Genomic DNA, 24,897 nt, shown 5'->3' with positions numbered 1-24,897 from the left:
TGTTTCTTTTTAGAGGATAATCTAAGTAAGAAACGAGGGATATAGATGTTACGATTACGATTGAAGATTCGTTTATTGTTGGTTGGCATGAGTTCATTGGCACTTTATATCGGTATGCGCATTGGCTTGGAAGCACATGGAAACGGACTGTATTTTTTGTTGTGTATTTTTCCATGGATATGTGTTCTTGGCTGGTCTGCCATCGGAGGTCCATTAAAAATCAAATAAAAAGCCGATGTATTTAAAATACTCTATCGGCTTCTTACAACTTATTCTAACCATCCAAGCGGTGTTGTATAGATATATTGCCATGTATCATAATCATGGTCATATTCTTCATAGCTGGCTTCGTAAACGATACGAACGTTAAAATCTTTATTAAAGGATAAATTCTGGTAAATCACATTGTGTCCTACGTTTTTATCATCCAGCTTCATTCCTGTCAAATCGATCATTTCATCAGATAGATCCATTTTCTCAATAGCTTGTGCAATCTCTTTTTCGCTCATATCTGATTTTAATGGAGAATCTATACCATTTTTTGATAAATATTCAGGAAGTTCTTCAAATTTTTTATATTGCATATATTTTACCTCATTTCACGTATGCTATGGTAAAACGACAAGTTTAGTGATGTCAACCTTAATGCATATTCTTATGGATCTTAGTTTGTTGATTTAATGTTCTAAATAGACTCTGAGACAAAAATCATTTATACTAAAGTCTGTGCCTAAAAATGGAGGTTAAAATGAAGTTAATTTCTTTAACAAAAGAAGAATATCAAATATACACAGAACAAAACTGTAATCCGGATTTTCTACAATCTGTCTATGCCGCAAATAAAATGATATACGATGGATGGAGCGTTGAATATTACAAAGCTGTCGAAAACGAACAGATCATTGCGGTATTCATGGTTGGTTATGTACACCTTTTGCGTTTTTTCTATTATGCCTATATCCCAAGAGGATTCTTTATTGATTATGAAGATAAGCAGGCTTTGAAGAAAGTAACGGCAGAAATCAAAAAAATGTTGAAAAAGAGAAAAGTGATCTATTTAGAGATGGATCCTAAGATTCCTTTGCAGCAGCATGATAAAAATGGTGATCTTGTTCCAGATGGTTTTAACAATGAACATATCATCGAGAACATCAAACAAGCCGGTTTTGATCATTATCCTTTAAAACAAGGCTATGATGTTTCCAAACAATGCCGTTGGATCTCGTTGATTGATTTAAGAGGAAAGACTAAAGAAGAAGTTTTTGCCGACTTTAGTACAAGAACCAGAAATGACATACGTACTGCGCAAAAATATGGAGTAAAGGTCAGAGCGTTAAAGGAAGAGGAATTGTCGATCTTAAATTACATGGAACAAGAAGCCGGACAGCGCCATGATTTTGAGACAGTATCCATGGATACTTTTAAGACGATGCATGAAAGCTATAAAGGACATATACAAACACTCTATGCATATTTAGATTTAGATGTGTATGAACAAAGTCTGGAAACAGAAAAAGCGCCATTAGAAAAAGAAATCAGTGAATTACATGTGTTTTTAGAAAAGAATCCAAACTCCAAGAAAAAACAAAATCGCTTAAAAGTAGCAATGGAATATTATGAGTCGTTGCAAAAGAAATCTGAAGAAATTACTGAACTCAGGGAAAAGTATGATAAAGAAGTTCCTTTAGCCGGATCAATGTTTGTGAAATTTGGTCGTGAAGTAGTGTATTTGTATAGCGGTATGGATTACCAGTTTAGAACTTTTAGAGGTGCTTATGCGATACAATGGGCTATAATTCAGCAAGCCATTGATGAAGGATACAGTTACTACAATATGTTAGGCATCAGCGGTTTCTTTAAAAAAGGAGAAGATGGCTACGGTGTCTTTGATTTTAAACGAGGCTTCAACGCCTGTGTTGTTGAGTATATCGGTAACTTTACCCTTCCGGTTTCCAATCTTCTTTATAAAATTGGTATGCGCAAACAAAATAAAGAATAGAGTAAAAATCACAACTCTATTCTTTTTTTTTTGTGATTTTTTAAATTTTAGTATTGCAAATAGGGGAATGTCATGCTAATATAATTAAGCAGTTGCCTGAATAGCTCAGTCGGTAGAGCATCCGGCTGTTAACCGGCAGGTCACAAGTTCGAGTCTTGTTTCAGGCGCCATTGCATATGAACACTTTGTCAAAAGTCCTTTAGGTATAGGGGTTTACGACAAAGTGTTTTTATTTTTATGCATTTTCGCCAAATTTTCGCCAAAAACCGTATTTACAATACTCTTTTTCTTTTCATCTTCTACATGTGCATAGACTGTCATTGTGGTATTGAAGTTGGCATGCCTCAATAATTCTTGTGCCACTTTCACATCAACATGAGCATTCACTAAATAAGTTGTATAGGTGTGCCTTAATAGGTGAAAATGAAATGGTATACCTAATTGATTGGTAACATTTCTTAAACGATTTCCTACGCTATCAGGATTGAAGTAATTACCATCTTCATTACAAATTACTCGATCATACGGATTGAATTTAAACCATTCTATCATGGCTTCTTTCAAGTCTTTGGGCATTGGAATATATGCTTTTGATTTTTCTGACTTCATTTGATCTACTGCCTTGATCTTATCTTGTGATAAGCCTTTGTAAATAAGTTTTCGATGTACGTAGATTAAATCTTCATCAAAATCAAAGTCATCTTTATGTAAAGCCATGACTTCAGAAATACGCATCCCAGTGTAAAAACCAATCTGTACTGCCATAGCTATGGCATCCCAATCAAAAGTATTTTTGTTCTTTAGAGCTTCTAAAATTGAAAGATATTCAAGATATGTCAATACATGCTTATCCTTTTTTGTTTCAATTCCTTGTATACGAACATACTCTAAAGGATTGGATTGGATATAACCTTGTCTTATCGCATATTTAAAAATACGAGCTAAGCTAGATTTAATATCTTCGTTTGTTGCTTTACCGCATAGTTTACGAAGATTGAAATAATTCTGCAGAACATTATAGTTGATATCTGAAAGCTTCATATTTCCTAAATCAACTACCGCATCTTTACCATTCCAATGATGTAATACTTTTTTAGTATTATAGATTGTATTATGTTGGTATTCGGCTTCTGCAACTTCCATAAATTCATCATATATTTGTTTTAAAGTTTTTTTACATTCTCTTAGTGGCTTACCATAGATGCATAATTCAGCTTTTTTCAAATCCTCATGATCTTGAGCTTCTTGTTTTGTTTTAAAACCACCTTTCCAGTAGTGTTGAGTCACTCCCAAATGTTTATATTGGAAATTGACCTCATACACATATCCATTTTTTGTTTTTTTACTTGCTCTTTTTCGTATAGTCATACATTCTCCTTTAAAATACAAACTATCTCCACCGTTATAAGAGCAATATAATTATAGCTTATCCATCACATTCAATAAATAGAACATGATGGATAAGCGGTTTATTTACTCTTATTGACAAGAGAGTACGCCTGTAAAGCTTTTACCTTATTTGATAAATCCAAACCTTCATAGTCTTTTTGAAATTGTTTGATGGCTTCATAAGAGTACATATATCTTTTTCCTATTCTTATTGATTTTAAGCATCCAACTTCACTGAGCATCACTACATGATCTTTATGGCATCCGATCATTTCTGATACCTCATCACGAGTGTACATCCGGATGTCGCTAGGAATGGGATATCTATGATGAACATCTCCCGTCATATGATCACCTACTTGCGGATCGTCATCTTTAAGATGGACACGTTCGTATACTTGCCTAATCGAAGTTCCAACGTAAGATCACACTCGATACCTCGTTTATAAGCAGACATATTCTCGACATCACGATCCAAGAGCTCGTATGCCTTACCAGTCTCATCTTCGACTCTAACGATCAGATATTCGTCATTCGATTTTTTCGACATGCGTTTTTCAACGTCACGGATCTCTAGATTTTTTGCTTCAACTATCATGTTCTTGTTCCTCCTTGTTATCTTTTGATACAGTTGAGACTTCCTCTTTGATCGCGTTATAACGTGCCACGATCTTGTTTGGATTGTGACGCATCGACGTGATCAAAGAGTTGAAGTAGTAAGTATTGTTGCTGGCAACATCGAAGTATTCCTCTTCGAGACAATACTGGACATAGAGATTGAATTCCATATATTCGGTCATATTGTGCTCGGTGATCAGGTTACACAGTTCCTTCTTGATCTTCTGTACATCTTTTGTTGAGAGATCGATCTCGAAACCGTTGAAGACTTTGATATCATCTGGGGAATACTGTGCCTTTTCGGGATCGTTCTTGTGAGTAAAATATTCGAATGATTCTCGTAAAGACCTCGTAAAGACTCGCAGACCTTGGGATATGGACCGTTGGTGATCCCTATATACGATGCAGCGGTCATGAAGGTCGTTGGCCCGTCAAAAATAAGTATTAGGTGCCAGTGCTTCTTTTTGTATTTTCCATCGACGAGCTTGTCTTTATCGTGCAATGGGGATACCGCAAACTTTACACCAGTCGCTTCTAACTGCTGCATCCAATCCTTGGGCGCAGATTCTGGGTATACGATGTACATCCAGTGCCTTTTTTTGAGCTTGCTGAGATGTTTGGACAGCTTGTTGTCGATCGAATCCAGATCCCAGAACTCAAAAGGGTCAATCTTCGCAAATTCTCCATACAATTGGACTTTCTCATCGTTCAAAGACATGGTATAATCTGCGTAGTAGGTTTTTGATGGGTATGTGTTGCAGCGCATACCTTTTTCTTTGTGACTTTTTTCATACGCATCATCCTTTCCTTTTATTGTCACATTTCACGCATAGGGGGTTGGGTCGTAGTACGCCAACCCCCTTAGCTGATTTTTTTCAGGGGGAATGACCCTGCCATAAGGGAATGGTTTTCATTTATGGTTCCACCTTTCTTTTCAAATGGTCTTTTAATCTTGGTAACAGTGTCCGATACAGATCCATCATCTCTTTGATCCGATTTTGTGCATCGGCCCTGGTCTTGAACCCTTTTTCAATGATTTTGTATCCTCCATCTTGTTTGCAGACGATATTGAAGGTATCATCGCTTTGGTTTGGCACCACTCTATATTTGGAAGGAGCTTCAGCGATGATGAGTCCCTGTATCTTATTGAATCCGGTCACGACATTTTGTTGTGGGAATGCATCTATGCTTTCATCTTTTGTCTCGAAGCCAAAGACCTTCATCAATCGGGCACCTGCTTGTTTGGAGATGCTCTCAAACTTCTGTTTCCAGTTTTGGATATTTTCCTTCAGGGATGAGATCTCGGATCTCAACTTCTCGATGATCCGATCTTTTAAAGCCAATTCAGACTTTAGCCCTTCGTTTTCTTCGACCACGGAGCGATAGGTCTGTAACGATGGGGCCTCTGTGATCTCTTTGACGGTCGCTTCCAGTTCTTTGTCCAGATCGACCTTCTTGGATTCCAGATCATCGATCGTACGATCCAGTTCTTCTTTCTTACGTTGTTTATAGAGTACGGCATCTACACCGTGTTCTTGAGGGTGCAGTTTTCGTTCTTGTTTTTCTTCTTCGGTCAATTGATCGAAGGTGCGCACATCTTCTACATCGAAGCCTAGACTTCTCATCCTGGCCGGATAATTCTTGTTGATGTGATTGAAGAACTTGAGATTGTATTCCTTAAAGGCGCACATATTGGATATCCCATCCTTGTCCTTGGTGGATACCATCACCAATCTATGGTTATGGGCGGATAGGCCGCCAAACTCATCGTGATGTTGTACGGCCGCCAGGGTCTTCCAGTTTGGGTTCCATTCATGGAGCAGTTCTGTCATGACTTGATGGCTCTTGTTCAAAAAATCGACGCGCTGTTCATAACTCAAGTTTTTCATATGGTCCATGTTCGGTTTCTCGACGATGGCGATCACGGAAACTGCATCTGACCGAAGTGCTCTTTTGCCATAGGACCTTCTTTCCTCATTGATACGGTCGATCTCTTTTTCGACTTGACCAACTAGATCCATATTCGATGAGCCTTCCATCCATACATTGAGATGGGTCATCTCTTTGTCGATGGTTGGATCTCGACCTAGTCGATCATCGTTCATTTCTCGCCATGCTGAAGATACACCACACGTCTTACTTTTTTTACCGGAATTTTTGTTCACGGTTCGAGAAGGATGGAGACTGCATTTCATGCACGGGATCCCTACGCTGATACTCATTTATGCTCACCACCAAAAAGCTTATAGAGTAAGCTATGTGTCCTCGTAGTTAGCCAGCTAACTCTCGGACCTCTGCGAGGCTCTTCGTCTGCCGACAGCCAACTATCCGTTGGGGACTTCTTCTCGTGAAGAAGCAAACGAGCTTTCCGAGTCATCGTTTCATTCCTCGGTGCCTGGATCGTGTCAACGATTCCAGGGAGTTTTCCTTTTGGAACGTCTTCAGGCATTTCAAAAGGTCTTTCGCTTTTTCGGTCATCTTCACATCTCGATCATCACAGATGGTTTCTTTTAGAAACTTTTCGATATGTGCCGTATTGCCCTCCTGGATGTCATGCATCGTTTCTTCCAAGATACTTCCCGGATATAGCTCTTGATCACGATATCCGTAGAGATCCATATCTTGGATATACCGGTCGATCTCGATGGCCATCTCTTCCGGTGTATGGATGTCGTATTTTTCCTGGATGGCTTGTTTCAATGTAATGTCCATCTTGTCGATGATCTCAGAGCTACACGCTTTGATGGAATCTAGATTTTCCATCAGCTGATCCTCATCTTCTAACCAAGACGTTACGTAACCTAGTGAATAATCCGATGTATCGATCCCATAATGTCGACAAACGACATAGGCGATACTTTCTGCCTGGAGTTCTCTTGTGCTCTTCAATGGATAGCCATCATCCGGAAAATACTCACGCATGTCCATGATCGCTTTCTGGACCTCGAATGACTCTCGATAATGTTTGATCGTATTGATCGTATCGATCTGTATCTTTCCATCCACCACCAGAGGGAACATGCCTTCGGAATAGATGCTGTCATCGTGTAATTCGAAGCCGATACATTTTCCGGCATTCAAACGCTCTGAAGGGATACGTTCATAGAGTTGTATGGCTTTATCCAGGGTCAGATTATCGTGATATTCGCCATACGAAGGAAACTCTGCACATTCCGCTACACAATACGTGAGTTTATGATCCTCGGGATCGTTCTTGTTGTGAAGATAGGAATGGGCCACTTCATGGATCGCTGTTTTCAAGGTCTGTGCTTCCGACATAGCGGATTGGATGACGATCTTTTGTTCCGAGTTGGAAAAGTAACCTTTGGCCGCTGAACGAAACTTCTGTATCTCGATCGGTACAGGGGAGACCTCTTTCAAGGCCTGCATGTAACAATCGAAGTCTTCGACATCGAATCTTAGATCATCTGCAAAGGTTAGAGGATATTCTTTCTTCCCCTCGATCTGTGAGGTCTGGCTCACATCGAATACGTAACCGATCTTGAATGTGGTTCGATCCACCAACTTCTTTTCCAGGATCGGCCTACCATCGATATCCAGCACTTTGTTCCCATCAGGATCGAGTTTCTCGACTTCTTTTTCTGTCTTGTATTTCACGGGACAGAAGATAGCGATACCATGCTCGCCTTTGTTGACGGACCTGTTCAAAGACTTCCAGGTCGTGAAGGAAGCAACTTTTTGTGCTTGGCCTTGTGTTTGCAAATCGATAAGTATACAATTTGATAAGGAATACTTTTTATAAAAACGGCTGATGCTGTCGAGCACCGCCGTATATCGTTGGGAACCGATATAATCATGTATTCCATCAGTGAGCTGGCGGGTGAGAGCGTCCAGCTCCTCTTTTTTTTCTGCATACGTTTTTCGTTTAAAGTCAGCCATTTATCGTCCCTCCTTTTCATTGATCTTTTTGATCGCGTCTGACTTTTCTTTTAATAGAGGGATCTGCCAATACGGACATTTCCTGATCAGATATCGATTTCCTTCATCGAAGACGAGTAGCTCTTTGTTCTTACGCAAGGCCATGATATCTGTCACGTCCATAACATTTCGGTATTCTGATGATTGTGTGAGAGATTGATCACCAAACATACCGGTGTGTTTCTTGTTCTTGGAGATCCTTGTTTCCTGATATTGTCCACACCAGGAACTGATGATCTCAGCCGTAGGTTTATCTTTACAACTGAATACCAGGGTCGTTTCTGTGTTGTCCAGGATCGTTCTCGTACCATCATGTCCATACGTCAAGTCGAGCTGTGAGAGTCCTTGGCAGGCGAGCCAAATGGAAACTTTCCTTGAACGTAATCGGGCAAGTGGTTCTTGGATCTGGAGCCGTCCTAGAGAACCAAATTCGTCGATCAAGAGCCACAGGAGTGGCACATCGTGTTCGGTGCGTTCGTGTTCAGGGATCGAAGACAAATAGTTCAAGACCATCTGTGTGATGAGTCGAAAGATCGAGCTATATTGTTTCAACAAATGATCCGGCAATGCCAGGAATATCGAGATACCGTTAGTGAGATCCGTTGGCGATGCCTTTTGTGGGTTGTCATCGAATTGATATTTCACAGTATCGGTATCGAAGATCCTAAGATCTTGACGAAGAGTCAATTCTATATCTTGGATGGCATCGGAATCCTTTCCATCGTAAGGGGTCAGCATACCGATCACTTTGGGGTGATTCGTTTGCGTATCCTCATCCATCAAGATGGTCGTGATCAGATCTTGTAGCGGGATACGGATGATCTGTAAGATCGTTTCTACGAATCCGAGGCCTTTTCTAAAGCCATATACAAGAAATGGGACCATCAGATTCTGTGCTGAGATATAGAAGAACTCGTTATCGCTGTTGCCGGATGGATTGGTGATCAAGGTCCTTGCGATAAGATCAGCTCTTTCCACCAATCGATCATCTGGATCATCTTGATCGAGCCCATACCAAACATCGAATCCACAACCAGTTTGAGTGGACGGATCAATGATCCTCACATCATCACGTGATTCATCGATCGATTTTCTAGATAATTCTGGCTTTACATCTAGTGCAAAGACTGTCATTGGTTTCTTTTCTTTTTCAAAATTGAAGTTCCAAATCAGCGCATCGAGTAAAGTGGATGATTTGAAACTACCAGGAGAACCGATGATCAAAGCATGTTTTATATCATTCGTATCGATAGGGATCCTGAAATATCTGTTTCTATATTTCCCAATGGTAAAGTCATTAGGGGTTTTGGATAAATACCTTTTAGGAACGACGGGATACATTGCTCTCAGTTTGTCCTTATTGATTGATTTATCTGGTGCAAAACTTCTTTTTCCAAAAAAATGGTATTGTATTAAGTTTACTCCAAAACAACCTCCCCAAAAGCCAAGAGATAAGAAAATCACAGTCATATATTTTTCGTCCCAGATATCTATAAGTTTTAGAGGTTCTATATACAAGGAATCAGTATCCAATGTTAATAGTTCTTTCGTGATTACTAGAGCAAACCCGATAAATGCACCAAACAACAAATTCCAAGGACAGAGAATCCATAGATAGTCTTTGTTTTTCATAAGATGACTATAGTTTCTCACGATAAATCAAAGCTTCTGTAAAAGCGTTCTGGTCATCATCCGCATCGAAAACGTGAAACCATCCTATATTTGGTGCTTCGTTCCATTTTTCAAGATTTAGAAGATTACCATTAGAATCCCGTCTAGGATCTACTTGTAAAGTCATAATATTCGAAAAATTCGGCAAATGACTTGTGCATGCTTCATATACCAACCTCTCGTCATCAGTTGTCATCTCATTGATTGTTTTTTCTTGTAGAAAAAACAGAACAGGCGGGATTCCAAATTTAACACCATTTCTAATTGATAAAACTCCACAATTTGTTGCATCCAATGGTTCAATATTTTTGACTGCGATCCAATGGTCTGGATATTTTACACATCCGTTTTTCAAAATGATTGTTTTCATAAAAGCCTCCTCCTTTTAATCAATCGGCCATGATTTAGCCAATGCTTTCAACAATTCAACCAATTCACAACGTGATTCAACGTCATCTCTCCATCCAGTTTGCATATCAGATATACATGAGAGCATTCTGAATGGAATAGTCCAATTGCATAATTCAACCCAATATAATTTGATCAATTTATAGTAATCAACAAATGGAACTGAAGCATAATTACTCTTTGACTTTTCAATCAAACGTTTAACATAATTTTGTGCTTCTTTGAATTTAGCTTTGGATTCAAGGTCTAAGCTCTCTTGCTCGAGGTCTAAGAACTTTGCCCTTATCGAGTTTAATTGGTCGAAAACATAGAACATATCTTTTTCATCGACCTTGCATTTTCTAGCAAAATCTTGCTCTCGTATCGCAAATTCAATAATAGGCAGCAACTGAAGACCTTTGGTTCCCCAATTGACACCCGCTGAGTTGTATTCAAAAACAGCGGATATAATTTTTCCGGTAGACCAATGTAGCGTATACATACTACTAATCCAATTCGCAATAGTAGTGTTCTCCGTCAATAACCCCTTGAGTATGTAATCTTCCATGATCGTAGATCCATTACTCTTGCTGAAAATAGCTTGATCCTCGATCATGGATTCAATCAAATCTCGAGAGGATTCACCGGAGTAAACTAAAGTTTTCTTTAACGATTTGAGTGCCATAACTCCATCATCCTTTCATTATACGTCCAATGGACGTCTTACAAGCTTATCATAAGCGGCTAGACGGCCAAAGTCAAGAAAAAATTGAAGTTTTTTCAACTTCAATCCAGTTTGTTGACAAACTACCTGTTTTGAGAGCTAATAAAATATTTATTAAAAAAGCGGTAGAAAAAAAGATTTATGGTTGGTTTATGTGATAAACATAGCTTAAAAAATCCTATTTTTATTGAAAAAGTGGAGATTAAAAAAAGCCGAATGACAAAGTCAGCTCAAAGAGCAACTTTGTCAACGGCCTGAATTGAAGTTTTTTCAACTTCAATCTAACATTAATCTTTTACTCATTATTGATTATTTCCCTTAAATTAGGTTCTAATTTGTTGATTATTTTAGTTACAAGAGCATTACCCATCATAAAATATCTTCGCTTTTCAGGCATTCCAGTGTTTGTCCAGTCATCTGGGAAAGACTGTAATCTTTCTGCTTCGATAGGTGTCAACAATCGATTCTTTCCTGTTTCTTTATCTTCGATGACATGTGTACTTCGATTGATACTACCTTCACTGGTAAGCATAGTTCTACCAGGCAAATCTAAGTTATCTGGGTAACACATACCACCTTCCGAGTAATAGTATATCTCGCCATTAGGATTCCTACGCTCGATTTTTTTGGGACCTCTGAGATATTCAAATTTCTCATTTTGAGAATCTGTTAAAAAATAATGCTCTAAATGATTTCTATCTTCTCTAACTTCTCTTAAAGTGATTGGTTTGACTTGGATAGGAATAGTCTTACCAGTGACAACCAGTCCATCTATCATTATACCTGTATTCTCGAATCTAGCTTGGAATAAAGAGGTCATTTCGACTGTGTCTTGATATTTTGTCAAATCGATTAGTTTGAAATCATTTACAAAATCTTCTGGATCTTCTACAGGAAAACTACTTGCAAACAAACCATTCTTAAATAAATAACTCTCAGCATAAACTGGATCGATATTCTTATTATATTTAGTGTCTTTTCTCCAGGCAAAGATGAATACACGTCTTCGTCTTTGAGCACAGCCATATTCTGCTGCGTTGATAACTCGCCATTCTACATTGTATCCTAGCTCATCAAAAGTTCGTAACATGATTCCAAAGTCTCTTCCACGTTGTCGGGCAGGAGATTTTAGTAATCTGTCTACATTTTCTAATAATACGAATGGTGATTTCTTGATTCTCAATACATCAGCGATATCCCAAAACAAGACACCCTTTTTTCCTTCTATCCCTTTTTCCTTTGAAAGGGAGCGTGCCACAGAATAATCTTGACAAGGGAAACCTCCGCAAACCAAAGCGTGATCTGGGATAGCCGATTTATCGACCTTGCTGATGTCTTCATTAGAACAGCTGCCCTCACCAAAACGTGTTGTGTAGCAATCATAGGCATGTTGAACTTTTGTCGAAGGTTCCCATTGATTGGCCCAAACGAAATCCCAATCATTGTTCTCGATTGCTCTACCATCTTCATCGAAATCATGGATATCATTGAGCCCTACTCGAAATCCACCGACTCCCGCAAAAAGTTCAATCACTGTCTTCTTCATATCGCTACCTCACTTAACTTTGATATTATAAATGATTTCATTGAAATGATTAACCTGAAAATCATCTAATTTAGTATACACTATTTCTCTTGTTCGATCAAGCGTTTTAAAATGCTATAATGTTAGCATAAATGAGGTATTTTATGCTTTTTGACTACGATAACAAAGATAAAGATAGTATCTACAGATACGCAAAAAGATTAGAAGGAATGACCTTTAGGGAAATAGTGGACGCTTATAATGAATCTCCAATCAAGCAATACGAGGATATGCACATAACAGATTCTTCAAGGATTCGTGAGTCAATCACACCATATATGGCCCCTAATTATATCTATAATCCTAGCGCTAAAGGACAACTTGGAGGTCTCTTAGAAAATTGCTATTTTGGTTACAAGCCAAATAGTGAACAAGAAGCAGACTTTTCCAATGTTGGTATCGAATTGAAGCAAACACCTATCGATAAAACTAAAAAAGGTGAACTTAGAGCTGGAGAAAGATTATCCATAACAAATATCTCTTTTGATTCTCCAATAGAGGAAAGCTTTTATCAAAGCCATCTATGGAACAAGATAAAGATGATATTATTGGTACAATACATAAGAAACAAATCAGTTGATCGTTTAGATTATCGAATCAGCTTCGTGAATTTCTTTTCACCACCTGAAAAAGATTTAATGATTATTCGTCAAGATTATGAAAAGATAAACGATAAGATCAAAGCGGGAAAAGCTCATGAACTTAGCGAAAGCGATACCCTATACCTTGGAGCCGCCACTAAAGGAGCAACAGCTCAGAAGAGTATGGTCCCTCAATATTATGGGGACCATACGTTGGCAAAGAAAAGAAACTATTGTTACAAGCAAAAATATATGAACTATGTTCTTCATGAATACATCTTGAAGAACAATGTACCTTGTGAACCAATCATCCAAGAAAATGAATTACATGATACTACATTCGAAAAATTGATTACTTCAAAAATTGGTAAATATATCGGAATGTCAGATAAAGAATTATGCAAGCTTTTCGATGTCCCATACACGAACAACAAAGCACAATGGAATACTTTATCTTTTAAGATGCTGGGGATTACTGGAAACCATGCTGAAGAATTTGTGAAAGCTGGTATAGAAGTAAAAACAATTCGTATCGAAGCAAATGGAAAAATAAGAGAGAATATGTCATTCGCACCATTCAAGTTCAAAGAATTGGTAAAAGAAGAATGGGAAACTTCAACAATACATGAATATTTTGATACGACCCGATTCTTTTTTGTGCTGTTTAAAAAAGATGGAGATGATTATGTTCTAGAAAAATCAATGTTTTGGAATATGCCTTATCAAGATTTGAATGATACTGTTTATTCTGGTTGGAGAGCAATTCAAGATAAAATCAAACAAGGTATATCCTTCCGTCTGAAAAAGAAGTCGAACGGGGAAAAAGAGGTGGAGAATGATTTGCCGAAAGCCAAAGATAATCCTATCATTCATATCCGCCCACATGCTCAAAAAAGTGCTTATTTGATACATGGATTATACACTTATGGAAATATCGATAGAGATGCAGATGAATTACCCAATGGGGATTATATGACAAGGCAAAGTTTTTGGTTAAATAAAAAATATATTATTAATCAAATCAATGGTGACTGTGATGAATGATAATGGTAAGAAAATAAATACTATACCAATTAAAAAAATATTATCCAAATGGAAGATAGAGTATTCATGTCTTAATGATTACACAATATGCGAAATTGGGTTGAACCCTCGATACATTCAAAAACTTCATAGTTCAAATATTGACCTGCGGACATTTATTAGCATTGACTATTCTGATTTTTGCGCTCGTATTAAAAGTAAACCTCATTTGATATATACCAAAATATCAAATGCTATTTCTAAACTGAGAAAAAATGATGAAAACTTTTTATCTAGAATATCTCCATATTGCCTTTATGAATTTGGAATTTCTATGACAATTCTAGAAAAAGTGTTAGATTCTAATTTAACAATGGATGAATTACTAGTAATGAATGTAACTAAATTGCAAACAAATATTGGTTTAGGAGAGAAGAAAAGTGGAGAGCTCAGAGAAGCTCTAAATCAAGTTTTCACAAGCGTTTATAACGAAATACTAGAAGTGGCAGATTTAATCGTTAGCTTATTAAATAAGAGCCAAGTGACGAACAAATCTGACCTCTTACATAAGATAAATAAAAATGAGGATATGATTAATGATGCTTTATGTTTATTAGAGATATCAAAAAAAATTCGAGTATCTGAAAACAAAATCGACATCTATCAGCTTATGCTATTCGACTATATTAATGATATTAAAGTCGAAAAAACGAGAAATATAATTAAACGAAGATTAAACGGGGAAACTTTGGAAAAAATAGGGTCTATTTATGGTATTACTCGAGAGCGGGTAAGGCAAATCATATATAAAAAGATTCAAAATATGCCTCCAGTTTTTGAAGATAAATACTCTTCGATTTTTTTAGAATTTAATTTTAGTCTAAATGAGTTTTGCGAAGCATTTGAAGAAACTAAAACAACTTATAATTATTTGAAAATTAAATACAAAAAAGGATATACTTCTCCAACTCTAGATGATTTGGTAAAAATGGATTATATTTCTCCAAACTATATAAAAAAACTAACAAAGAAAAATATTATCTATTTAGAAGGAGAAAAATTAAAAAATAATGCAACTACCATTGTAGAGTATGTTGCAAAAAATATCATGAAAGAATATTTCTCGATGCATGATTTGAAAGCTTGCTTAGATATGTTACAGAGAAATAATCCAGAAATTGATTCTCGTATTCGGTTGGAAGAAACATATTTGGCTAATAATCACCATAAATTTAATATTATTAATGCATTCCAGAGGGGTTATAAATATTATCCAGTTGATAAAAATTTGATTCTTGAACTTATAGATGAATTAGAGTTTACAAAATATCATGATGTAATCATTTCAACTAGAAAGCTTTTTTTTGAAAACAAGGATTATCTAGAAGAAAAGAATATAACAGATGAATACGAATTACATAATGTATTAAAAATAGGATTACATTTTAAAAATTTCTGTCCTGATATCGATGTTTCTTTTTTACGAATGCCCAAAATCCAGTTCGGAAATGCTAATGAGTATGAACTCGTGAAAAGCTGTATATTAGCCTACTCTCCAGTTGAAGCTGATGATTTTTACGATTTCATGGAAATGGAATATGGCTATAGAAAAAACTCTTTTATTTCTTATTTTGGCACTTATTTTTCTGAATATTTACAAAATGGAATGATTAACGTAGCTGCTGAAAGGCCACCAGAATCTGAATATATTGAGTTACAGACATTACTAATCGAAGAATTCTACTTTATCGAAGATTTTGAAAACATTTTAAAAGAAAGAGAATTTTCACTTGATTGGTTAGCTAAAAATAACATTAAATATCTGGGTTATACTAAATTTTCTACTTACATGATTAAATCTATTTACCCAAGTGCAATAGATTTTTTTAAATCTAAATTAATAAACAAAAACAATGTTTTTGATTCCTCTAAAATTGATAAAAGATTTAAGTATTTGTCAAGTTTTACTTCTTACTTATATGATTTAATAACAAACTATGATTATTTACAGATTGATAAAAACATGTATATAAATCAAAATAGAATTCAAGAAGTTTTAGGAATGTCAAAAAATGATTTGATTGAATATGTGGAGTCAATAGAGGATATGGTAGGAAACGAATATTTTACAATCGATAATTTAATTTCAATTTATGGATTTGAAGATGTTTTTAGGGAATATGGATTAAACGATTATATATACACTTCATTATTTAGAAGGAATCAAAAAATCAAGTGTTTACTATTTCAAAATCATTGGATTTTTAAAAAAACTGAAAAGAGAATTACGCAAGTTTCTTTTATTGAGGAAGTAGTAGATATTAGTAATGAAAAAAACATTTATGAAATAATGGATTTTATTGAGGACAAATACGGACTTCGCTGTGATTTAAGCGATATAAAACAGCTGTTAAAAGAAAGTTCATTATATTATAACGACGACTTGGAAAAAGTATATTTAGATTATGATCAATATTTGGAGGAATTTAGGTAATATGAAACTATTAGATATGTTAGGAAACGGTGTAGAGATAACAAATGGAAAAAAGAAAATGGTTTTTAATAACGAAACTATTTTTATGCCAGTTTATAGAATCAATCTAGACTTACTTTATTATAATGATCAAAACGATCGAATTTCAACATGGTTGAATAAATTTGAGATTGAAGGAAATAAACTTCCAGAGCTTAAAAGTGATGAATACAATTCTATTATTGAAGAGTTTATCGAACAATCAAATCCTATAGCTTTAAATAAAACAAAAAAGAACATTGATCTCGTGGGACAAAACGAACCCGGTGTAGTCCTCAATGATGGAAGAATTATTGATGGAAATAGAAGATACACATGTTTACGTAAGTTACAAAAAGAGCATCCAAAAAAAACAAGATATTTCGAGTCCGTGATTCTAGAAAAAGATATCGAATCTAGTAGCAAAGAAATCAAATTATTAGAATTATTTTTACAGCATGGAAAAGAAGAAAGGGTGGATTATTCTCCAATCGATAAATTGGTAGGCTTATATAAAGATGTGATAAAAAACAAACTAATCACGATAGAAGAATATGCAAATACAACGAATTCCACAATCAATGAAATCAAAAAGAAAGTAAATGAAGCTATTTTAATGGTAGAGTTTTTAGAATACATAAATGCAGATGAAGAATTTTATATTGCCAGAGAACTAAATTTGGATGGTCCACTTCAAGAGTTACAAGGTATATTGCGTAATGTTCCTGAAGATAAAGAATACGATATTAAAACTGCAGTTTTCAATATTTTGGCGGTGGGATCAACAGGTGATACTACCCGAACAATTAGACGTATCAAAAATATAGCTAAATATCCGAAATATTTGGAACAATTCATTGAAGAGCAAAAGAATGTAGGAATAAAGATATTAGATACAATTGGTGAAGATTCAGGCAGAAAAGCTTTAGATAAAATCAGCATGCAATCCGAACTTGCATACGAAGTAAAAAAATCATTAAATAAAGCAGATGAATCAGCTAACTTAGAGAAAGCTAAAAATGTTCCATTATCATTGATTGAAAAAGTGGAAGAGTATCTAATGCAAATTGACCTTAATATTGTAAAACAATTAAGTGAAGAAAATCGCGCCGCCTTTTGTTTGGAGCTAAAAAAAGCTAAAGAAAACATGGATAGGATATGGAGTGAAATCGATGTTCAAAGATAAAGAATGGATTCCTGTATATAATTCATATACAAATGACATAGTCAAATCATTTTATATACCCATTTTTGAGGAAGCAATATCATGCAAACGGGCCAGTGGTTACTTTTCTGCAAAAGCTTTAGCAAGTTATGCAAAAGGACTCGAAAAATTTAAAAAGAATAAAGGAACTTATAAGCTGATAGTTTCTTATCAACTAAGTGAAGAGGACTATCAAGAAATATTGTTAGGACACACTCTAAAAGAAGCCATTGTCAACGAAATAATCAATTCATTAGATGAAACTACTATCAATGAAGACGAATTAAAAAATATTTCTAATCTCGCTTATTTAATTGCAATTGGAGTTATAGAAATCAAAATAGCTTTTACAAAAAAAGGAATTTTCCATGATAAATTTATGATATTTACAGATTCGAACGGTAATAAAATATACGCTCAAGGCTCAAACAATGAAACTTATGCTGCAATTGATGCTAACTATGAATCATTCAATATCACTTGTAGTTGGCTATCTTCAACATTTGATTATCAAAAAATTATTATACAAGAAAAAACTTTTGATGAAATCTGGAATAATAAGAAGAAAGGTATATATTCTTCATTTTTGCCAGATGCTGTAAGAAATAAGATACTCTCTTTTAATAATGGGAAAATCATTTATGACCCTATCTATTTGAAACGTAACACCTTGATATTTGATATGGTCAACGAAAAATATGTCATTGCAAACAATTTGAATGACAAGGCTTCTTTAGTAAAAAAAGCTTTATATAAAATACATCTTAAAAAATTTATTGCAAATTATTCTGAAGACTTCATCACTTTAAATAAAGATGATTCGATTGAATATGTAAAAAATGCATTTAACATTTTTAAAACCTATTCATCTCAATTAGATTTTAAAGTGATAATGTCTGATAGACTGAAAAAGTATCTGGAAGAAAAAGAGCTATTTATTCAAAACAGATATAGATTGGGCGCATCAATTAAACGTCATGACGAAATAGTTCAAGAACCATTTGAGAATTTTAAAAGCAGGATTACTCCACTTTTTTCAAGACAACTGAGAGAGAAACAATTATGGGATGCTTTTTTCATGTATTCTATGAAAAAAAGCAGCAACTTCTCTGTGCCTGGATCCGGAAAAACATCTTCTGTCTTGGGTGTATTTGCCTATCTTAATTTTGAGAAAATAGTTGACCGAATTTTAATGATAGGTCCGAAAAATTCTTTTATAAGTTGGAGGGATGAATTCAAAGCTTGCTTTGAAGATAATATTCCCTTGAAATGCTTATCAATCGATAATCCAGAACTATATTCCTCGCAAAAGAAAAAAGAAGCATTAAAAAAATCTTCTTCAAGAAAAGTAAATTTAATTCTGGTCAATTATGAAATTGTTCAAACTTTGCATGATGAATTAAAAGAAATAGCCTCATCAAAAACACTGCTTGTATTTGATGAGGTACATAAAATTAAAGGCATTGATGGAAAGTATGCAAACGCATGTCTTTCAATTTCCAAAGGTGCAAATTATGTAATAACACTAACTGGGACCCCAATTCCAAATAGTTATCTAGACATTTATAATAACCTAAATTTACTATTTCCTAATGATTACATGAATTTCTTTGGGTTTACACCTAAACAATTAAAAAATCCTGATTTATCATTGATTGAAGAAATTAATGATAAAATCAATCCTTTCTTTTGTAGAACAACGAAAGAACAATTAAGGGTGCCGCCGTGCAATAAAGATATTATTATCGAAATAGAAGGAACAAGTGCAGAAAGCCAAATTTTAGACATCCTCAAGGATAAATATCGCAAGAACCAGTTTGGCCTAGTAATTCGATTACTACAGTTAGAATCAAATCCCAAGATGCTATTAGACAAAATAGACCTCTCGGACTTTCAAGATATATTGAGCTTTGACGAAACAATTCAATCTTTCGACTATGTTGACTATTCAGAGGATATAAAAGAATTGATAGATTCCATAGATGAGACTTCCAAATTCAAAGCAACAGTTGATTTAGCTTCAGAGTTGGTTTCTCAAGGAAAAAGTGTGATTATTTGGTGTATTTTTAGAAATTCTATTTCTAGATTAAAATCCCATTTAGCAATATGTGGTATCAACGCAGAAGAAATCACAGGTAGCACTTCTAGTGAGGAAAGAGAAACAATAATTCAGAATTTTAAATCCAAAGATATTGATGTTTTGATTACTAATCCACATACACTTGCAGAATCGGTATCATTACATCAGAACTGTCATGATGCCATCTATTTTGAATACAGTTACAATTTAGTGCATTTGCTGCAATCGAAAGACAGAATCCATCGATTAGGGTTGAAGAAGGGGACATATACGCAATATTATTTTATGGAAACCATCTATGATAATTATTCATTAGACAAAAGAATTTATAGAAGACTTTTAGATAAAGAGGAAAACATGCTTGAAGCTATTGAAAGAAATGTCTTGGAGAATGTATATGCAACTAATGATGATGTAACATTTGTTCTGGGAGATTTATTAAATGATGACTGATTTGAAAAAAATATTAGAAAAATTCTATGAAGCATATGAAGTTAAAAACTACGCCACAAATTTCTAAACGCATGGCAAATGTAAAACTAAAACGCAACAAAGTAGAAACTGCATTGGCTAAAGCACTATGGCACAAGGGATATAGATATCGTTTGAATTATAAAAAACTTCCAGGATCACCAGATATCGCATTAACCAAATATAAGATTGCAATCTTCGTTGATGGAGAATTCTGGCATGGGAAAGATTTTGAAAATAAAAAACCAAAATTAATATCCAACAAAGAATTTTGGGTTGAAAAAATACAAGAAAACATCGGCAGAGACCAAAAAAATGATACTAAACTAAGACAGATGGGCTGGGTTCCTGTGCATTTATGGTCTGATGATGTTTCTAAAAATATCGATTATTGTATTTCCGAAATAGAAGAATATATCTACTTACAAATCATAGGAATGGATATCAACGAAAAATAACCGGAGGAATTGTATGGGATTAATTAAATTTGATTATTTGCTTGCTGAGGCTATTAAAGAAACAGAAACTATTATTGAATATCGATGTACGATGGACCAAAAATTTACTGCATCAAGCCACACCTTCACAATCAATAAAGATGCGTTTGAGGAAGTTTCTATGCATGAAGATGATTTAGCTGGATATGTTCTATCTTGCATGGAAAACAATCTAATCGAAATTCCCGGAATAAAGGTTAATAAAGATACTTTTTTAGGGGATATTGCTTTCGATCGTATTGCTGCAGCGAGATATGTATTTGCTTCGTATTTAAAAGAAGGAGAAATTCCAAAAAAAGTTGGAGCAATTTCCCCGGAATTTGAAAAGCGACTAGAAAAAATTGAAGCAAGTATGAGAAATTGATATACGCTTTATTATTTATGAACCTTTTGGTGATATAATTAATTTCTAACAAAATGCTTGCAAGATTTTTATCAAATTTAACGAGAATTCACTTAAATACAGAGAGTAATTTAATTTCACGTCAATGAAAGATAAATTATTTGAAAATCAATTTATATAAATGAGGTGTAATATGCGTCTACTATTCTGGAATACATACAAAAACCCAAAAATCAATGATTATATTGCTAGCATTGTTCAAGAAAAAAATATCGATATCCTTATCACGGCAGAATATTCTGCCGACGAAAATGAATTGAGTCAAAAACTAATTGAAATTGGCATTCCATTAACAAAAACATGTAATATAGGATGTAATAGAATAAGTATGTGGACTAACTTTATAAACGTAAGCCCTGCAACGCAAAATAACCATTATTCTATTCAAATAATAAATAACGAATTCATTATTTGTGGGCTCCATTTACCTACTGATTTACATGGTGATTATTCAAACGAAAGACATCTAGAAATGACATCCATCATTAACGATGTTAATAATCTGTCTTCTGAAATTAATTCAAAAAAAATAATATTAGTAGGGGACATGAATGAAATGCCATATAATCAGGGATGTCTAAACGCTGATGGTTTTCATGGATTGCCGGTGCTAAATGCACAAGACTCAAAATACCGTACCGTTAATGGTAAATGTTATAAAAAATATTACAACCCTATGTGGAATTTGTTCGGAAATTTTCACTATCCGCCTGGGACATACTACTACAATAACTCAAGATTACATAATCCAATGTGGTACATGTTTGATCAAGTTATTATCAGTCAAGAGCTCATACCCTTTTTTAACAATGAAAATTTAGAAATTATCACAGATTGTTATTTAGGGGATTTATTTGACAACAAGATGCATCCTAATAAAAACATCAGTGATCACTTTCCAATTTTTTGTGAAATACTTGAGGAGATATAAAAATGAAACAATCAGATTTTAATTTCAACTTATTAGATACAAAAAAACCGGAAGAAGTAATAAGAGATTTATTACAGCAAATTTCTATGGCAACTCAAAATCGTATTTTTGGAAAAATCGAGGAATACACTGGAGAAATCGAATCATACACAAAGAGCAGTCTAACTTCTATGGTGAGTATAGCATCTGGATTAAGTGGAACAAAGATAGATATACAATCTGAATTAGGAGAATTATTTCCACAAAGAAATAAATTCGAGGTATATTTATCAGTTTCTAACATGGAATATTATAAATATAGAATGATGTTCATTGAATATGGATCAACAGCTTATCCAGTCAAGATTGTTATGAACGAAGACATATATCACGAATGTTTTAAAAAGAATTTTACTCCGATATTAGCAAGTTCTATGAGTGAATTGGAAAATATTATACAAAATGCAATCGATTCTGAAACCATGCTTAAATTATTACAGAGTTTAATAAATGAATCATTACGTATTGAGACGAGCAAGAATAATTCTAATAATGGTTAAACTACTTTTCACCACAAACTCACCACATTTTTAGTCAGAACCATACCAATTTGTATCGGTTTGTGAGCACAAAGAAATTCAAAAAGTCCTTTTAAATAGCTATTATCGGCGTATATCAATCTGTTTTAAAATTTATCGTTCGTAATGTTTCTGACTCTTTTAAATTTTTCAATAAACTGAATCGGTTCTTCAATCACTTCTTTTAATGGATATATACCCGTCTTATAATATTCGGCATATTCATTGGGTGAAAGCTTGGCCAGTTCATATTGATACCGTTCCTTGTTGTAATAGTCCATGTAGTCGTCAATGATGGTCTTCAGCTCTTCAAAGCTTTCCACATTTTTGAAATCGCCCAATTCATCTTTCATGTGTCCGAAAAAGGATTCCTGCGGAGCATTGTCCCAGCAGTTTCCTTTTCTGGACATGGATTGACGGATTTCCTTTGATTTCAATAATTCTATAAACTTGTAGGATGTATAATGAGCACCCTGATCCGAATGAATCAGTGCATCTGTATGTATATCCATCTTATGATGGGCAAACAATAATTCAATCGTTTCAAGTACAAAGTCTTCTTCCAGAGACAGAGAGATTACATAGGACAGAATCTGCTTCGTAAAGGCATCCTTGACCACGGATAAATAGGCCTTGATTCTTCTTCTGGAAAAGAAAAGATACGTTATATCCGTTAATAATACATATCCAGGTCCATAGTCTTCAAAATTTCGTTCCAACAGGTTCTGAGCCACATTGCTGGTTTTCATGGCCTTCATCATTCGCCGGTAGGGATTGGCCTTTCGTATGGGACATAGAAGATGAAACTTATTCATCAGTCTTGAAATCTTCTTTTCGTTCATGATAATTCCCGTATGCAGAAGACGCATGCGAATTCCTCTGCGGCCTTTCTTATATCCTCTGTGGTTGTAGGCTTCCAGAATCAAATCAAAGTCTTTTTGATCCTGCAACTCTTTCTGGTTCAGATAGGAATCGGGATCATTTTTATTCCGTATGTAGGCATAATAACCGCTTCGGGAAACACCTGCACTTTCGCATAAATAAGTAACAGACAGTGTGTTTCGGGAAGATGCCAAGGTATTCTCAATCAAGACATATTTTTCTCTTACGGTTTGTTCTTTTGCATCTTTGAGAGTTGCCTTCTGTTGATAGATCTGACTCTTTTTAAAAAATCATTCTCCTGCCTGAGAACGTGATTTTGATGCTGAAGGCGTTCAATGATTTCGTCAGGAGTCATATCTTTTGTTTTTGAACGTCCACTGTTTTCTTTACGCATGTCCTTAAAGCCATCTAAACGTTGACTTTCCATTTTTATACGCTTGATAAAACTCTTTCTTCTTTCTTTGCCCAGTATATATGGGTCAAATCCATATTTTTTGAAGATGTTGATAGGAGTCATACCCGCATTATAATCCTTCAAAAACAATTCCTTAAAATCTTCGGAATAATTAACAGATTTAGTCGTTACACTGATAACGTAAGGATTTTTCTCCAGTTCCCTGACTTGTTCATCTGTAAAATAATTTTTACCCATAGTTATACCGTCCTTCCAAGAAAACAGTTTACCAAAAGAAAAGGACTCTGTAATACAGAATCCAGTTTTACCAACATCGGTGGTTTTTTCTGGTGTCCGTTTTACAGGGTCCATTTTATAGTGCTGAAGATGTCTTATGGAGACTCCATGATAATGTTTGATCATTTGTTTGAATTCCTGATGCAGCTGATTCACTTCACCCAGACTGTTTCCATTCTGACTTGCATAGTTTTTTTGGTTTGGTTTAGGCCGGATCGTATCTTTTTGAAATTGATTGTTGGAAGCAAACTCAAGAATGGCCTGTTTGCCATCAGAAACAATCGTACAGTCTTCATCAAAACGTTCAATGTATTTTTGATATTTTTCCGTGCTTTCTGCTCCGTTACCGGCTATCTCAAGCAACATGGTATCCCATTCATCTACGGCAGTCACAATACAAACCTTGTGACTGTTGATTCCCCGTTTATGTTTGTGGTTTGCATCTGTTTTCGATTTGCCCCGGACCTTACTTATCCGGGGCATATTCTTAGCTTTCATACCTTTCAGATTGATACCGGTAAATGTACTGTCCATCTTGACGATTCCTTTTAAAAGAGTATTCCGGATATGGGCTCCAATTGCTGCATAAAGTTTATGACGCATGTGAAAACAGGTCGTTTTACTTTTTCCTGTAGCCACAACCTCCTGTTCCAGTGTCATCTGATTGAGTTCGCAGGCAATAAAGGTGGTCCATGTATGATAATGGCTTCTTGTATGAGAAAAAATGGTATTTGTTGTATCACTGAATATTTT

Annotated in this window: 24 protein-coding genes, 1 tRNA gene and 2 pseudogenes; 12 read left to right on the top strand and 15 right to left on the bottom strand. The window is 35.0% G+C overall.

The genetic code is table 11. From position 1 onward, the window contains the following. Positions 1-45: 45 nt before the first annotated feature. A complete protein-coding gene (locus G413_RS0109290) occupies positions 46-228 on the top strand; it encodes a hypothetical protein (RefSeq protein ID WP_022790607.1) in 183 nt (60 codons plus the stop codon). 41 nt (positions 229-269) lie between these two features. Here G413_RS0109290 and G413_RS0109285 read toward each other — a convergent pair whose 3' ends face one another. Then, positions 270-584 (bottom strand): hypothetical protein, encoded by a 315-nt coding sequence (locus G413_RS0109285; protein WP_022790606.1) that lies wholly within the window; start codon positions 582-584, stop codon positions 270-272. Positions 585-748: 164 nt separating this feature from the next. Between G413_RS0109285 and G413_RS0109280 the strand changes: the two genes are divergently transcribed. Both G413_RS0109280 and G413_RS0109275 read left to right on the top strand, forming a co-directional pair. Beyond that, positions 749-1,999, top strand: coding sequence for a peptidoglycan bridge formation glycyltransferase FemA/FemB family protein (locus tag G413_RS0109280; RefSeq protein ID WP_022790605.1), 1,251 nt, complete (start codon positions 749-751; stop codon positions 1,997-1,999). Positions 2,000-2,093: 94 nt separating this feature from the next. Continuing rightward, positions 2,094-2,169: transfer RNA gene (locus G413_RS0109275), tRNA-Asn, on the top strand. Between the two features lie 43 nt (positions 2,170-2,212). Here the strand turns inward: G413_RS0109275 and G413_RS0109270 are convergent. The 11 genes and pseudogenes from G413_RS0109270 to G413_RS0109220 all read right to left on the bottom strand — a co-directional run bounded on the left by G413_RS0109270 (position 2,213) and on the right by G413_RS0109220 (position 10,688). Then, a complete protein-coding gene (locus tag G413_RS0109270) occupies positions 2,213-3,367 on the bottom strand; it encodes a tyrosine-type recombinase/integrase (protein ID WP_022790604.1) in 1,155 nt (384 codons plus the stop codon). Between the two features lie 101 nt (positions 3,368-3,468). Beyond that, a complete protein-coding gene (locus G413_RS11440) occupies positions 3,469-3,735 on the bottom strand; it encodes a MerR family transcriptional regulator (RefSeq protein ID WP_022790603.1) in 267 nt (88 codons plus the stop codon). Positions 3,736-3,743: 8 nt separating this feature from the next. Then, positions 3,744-3,986, bottom strand: a complete 243-nt coding sequence (locus G413_RS0109260) for a hypothetical protein (protein WP_022790602.1) — start codon at positions 3,984-3,986, stop codon at positions 3,744-3,746. Next, positions 3,976-4,176 (bottom strand): hypothetical protein, encoded by a 201-nt coding sequence (locus tag G413_RS12605; RefSeq protein ID WP_172459570.1) that lies wholly within the window; start codon positions 4,174-4,176, stop codon positions 3,976-3,978. The genes G413_RS0109260 and G413_RS12605 overlap by 11 nt, the downstream gene beginning before the upstream one ends. A 135-nt stretch (positions 4,177-4,311) precedes the next feature. Beyond that, positions 4,312-4,371 (bottom strand): annotated as a pseudogene (locus G413_RS12600) (hypothetical protein); the annotation flags it as partial. A 50-nt stretch (positions 4,372-4,421) separates the two neighbouring features. Beyond that, a pseudogene (locus G413_RS12520) lies at positions 4,422-4,724 on the bottom strand (Rep family protein); the annotation flags it as partial. Positions 4,725-4,920: 196 nt separating this feature from the next. After that, complete coding sequence (locus tag G413_RS0109245; RefSeq protein WP_162138409.1) at positions 4,921-6,201, bottom strand: plasmid recombination protein; 1,281 nt, start codon at positions 6,199-6,201, stop codon at positions 4,921-4,923. A 178-nt stretch (positions 6,202-6,379) separates the two neighbouring features. Further along, positions 6,380-7,906, bottom strand: coding sequence for an ArdC family protein (locus G413_RS11845; protein WP_022790599.1), 1,527 nt, complete (start codon positions 7,904-7,906; stop codon positions 6,380-6,382). Continuing rightward, on the bottom strand, positions 7,907-9,577 hold the full coding sequence (locus G413_RS0109230; protein WP_022790598.1) for a type IV secretory system conjugative DNA transfer family protein: 1,671 nt from the start codon (positions 9,575-9,577) through the stop codon (positions 7,907-7,909). A gap of 7 nt (positions 9,578-9,584) precedes the next feature. Next, positions 9,585-9,986, bottom strand: a complete 402-nt coding sequence (locus tag G413_RS0109225) for a hypothetical protein (protein ID WP_022790597.1) — start codon at positions 9,984-9,986, stop codon at positions 9,585-9,587. A gap of 15 nt (positions 9,987-10,001) precedes the next feature. Further along, positions 10,002-10,688 carry a hypothetical protein gene (locus G413_RS0109220; protein WP_022790596.1) on the bottom strand — a complete coding sequence of 229 codons (687 nt, stop codon included), beginning with the start codon at positions 10,686-10,688 and terminating at the stop codon, positions 10,002-10,004. 29 nt (positions 10,689-10,717) lie between these two features. Between G413_RS0109220 and G413_RS12120 the strand changes: the two genes are divergently transcribed. Beyond that, positions 10,718-10,885 (top strand): hypothetical protein, encoded by a 168-nt coding sequence (locus G413_RS12120; protein ID WP_022790595.1) that lies wholly within the window; start codon positions 10,718-10,720, stop codon positions 10,883-10,885. A 137-nt stretch (positions 10,886-11,022) separates the two neighbouring features. Here the strand turns inward: G413_RS12120 and dcm are convergent, their stop codons facing one another. After that, the gene (gene dcm / locus G413_RS0109210) at positions 11,023-12,273 is read right to left on the bottom strand and encodes a DNA (cytosine-5-)-methyltransferase (protein ID WP_022790594.1); all 1,251 of its coding nucleotides are present in this window, start codon (positions 12,271-12,273) and stop codon (positions 11,023-11,025) included. 143 nt (positions 12,274-12,416) lie between these two features. Here dcm and G413_RS0109205 point away from each other — a divergent pair, with 143 nt between their 5' ends. The 8 genes from G413_RS0109205 (at position 12,417) to G413_RS11420 (ending at position 22,553) form a co-directional block, all read left to right on the top strand. Continuing rightward, entirely contained in the window at positions 12,417-13,937 is a 1,521-nt protein-coding gene (locus G413_RS0109205) for a Sau3AI family type II restriction endonuclease (RefSeq protein WP_022790593.1), read from the top strand. Then, the gene (locus G413_RS0109200) at positions 13,930-16,410 is read left to right on the top strand and encodes a sigma factor-like helix-turn-helix DNA-binding protein (protein WP_022790592.1); all 2,481 of its coding nucleotides are present in this window, start codon (positions 13,930-13,932) and stop codon (positions 16,408-16,410) included. Before G413_RS0109205 ends, G413_RS0109200 begins: the two co-directional genes overlap by 8 nt. Position 16,411: 1 nt before the next feature. Continuing rightward, positions 16,412-17,614: a hypothetical protein gene (locus G413_RS0109195; RefSeq protein WP_022790591.1), complete on the top strand. Its 1,203-nt coding sequence runs from the start codon at positions 16,412-16,414 to the stop codon at positions 17,612-17,614. Further along, positions 17,601-20,165, top strand: coding sequence for an SNF2-related protein (locus G413_RS11425; RefSeq protein WP_022790590.1), 2,565 nt, complete (start codon positions 17,601-17,603; stop codon positions 20,163-20,165). The genes G413_RS0109195 and G413_RS11425 overlap by 14 nt, the downstream gene beginning before the upstream one ends. 35 nt (positions 20,166-20,200) lie before the next feature. Further along, complete coding sequence (locus tag G413_RS0109185; protein WP_244910573.1) at positions 20,201-20,641, top strand: very short patch repair endonuclease; 441 nt, start codon at positions 20,201-20,203, stop codon at positions 20,639-20,641. Positions 20,642-20,654: 13 nt separating this feature from the next. Beyond that, entirely contained in the window at positions 20,655-21,044 is a 390-nt protein-coding gene (locus G413_RS0109180; RefSeq protein ID WP_022790588.1) for a hypothetical protein, read from the top strand. A gap of 172 nt (positions 21,045-21,216) precedes the next feature. After that, positions 21,217-22,014: an endonuclease/exonuclease/phosphatase family protein gene (locus tag G413_RS0109175; protein WP_022790587.1), complete on the top strand. Its 798-nt coding sequence runs from the start codon at positions 21,217-21,219 to the stop codon at positions 22,012-22,014. 2 nt (positions 22,015-22,016) lie between these two features. After that, complete coding sequence (locus tag G413_RS11420) at positions 22,017-22,553, top strand: hypothetical protein (protein WP_022790586.1); 537 nt, start codon at positions 22,017-22,019, stop codon at positions 22,551-22,553. Between the two features lie 125 nt (positions 22,554-22,678). Here G413_RS11420 and G413_RS0109165 read toward each other — a convergent pair whose 3' ends face one another. Continuing rightward, the gene (locus tag G413_RS0109165; protein ID WP_022790585.1) at positions 22,679-23,662 is read right to left on the bottom strand and encodes an IS3 family transposase; all 984 of its coding nucleotides are present in this window, start codon (positions 23,660-23,662) and stop codon (positions 22,679-22,681) included. A 14-nt stretch (positions 23,663-23,676) separates the two neighbouring features. After that, entirely contained in the window at positions 23,677-24,870 is a 1,194-nt protein-coding gene (locus G413_RS11990) for an IS1595 family transposase (protein WP_282705400.1), read from the bottom strand. Positions 24,871-24,897: the final 27 nt, after the last annotated feature.

The organism is Faecalicoccus pleomorphus DSM 20574 (assembly GCF_000420345.1).
Taxonomy (GTDB): domain Bacteria; phylum Bacillota_I; class Bacilli_A; order Erysipelotrichales; family Erysipelotrichaceae; genus Faecalicoccus; species Faecalicoccus pleomorphus.
The sequence above is the reverse complement of the archived record's forward strand: the minus strand, read 5'-3'. Positions and strand labels throughout refer to the sequence as shown.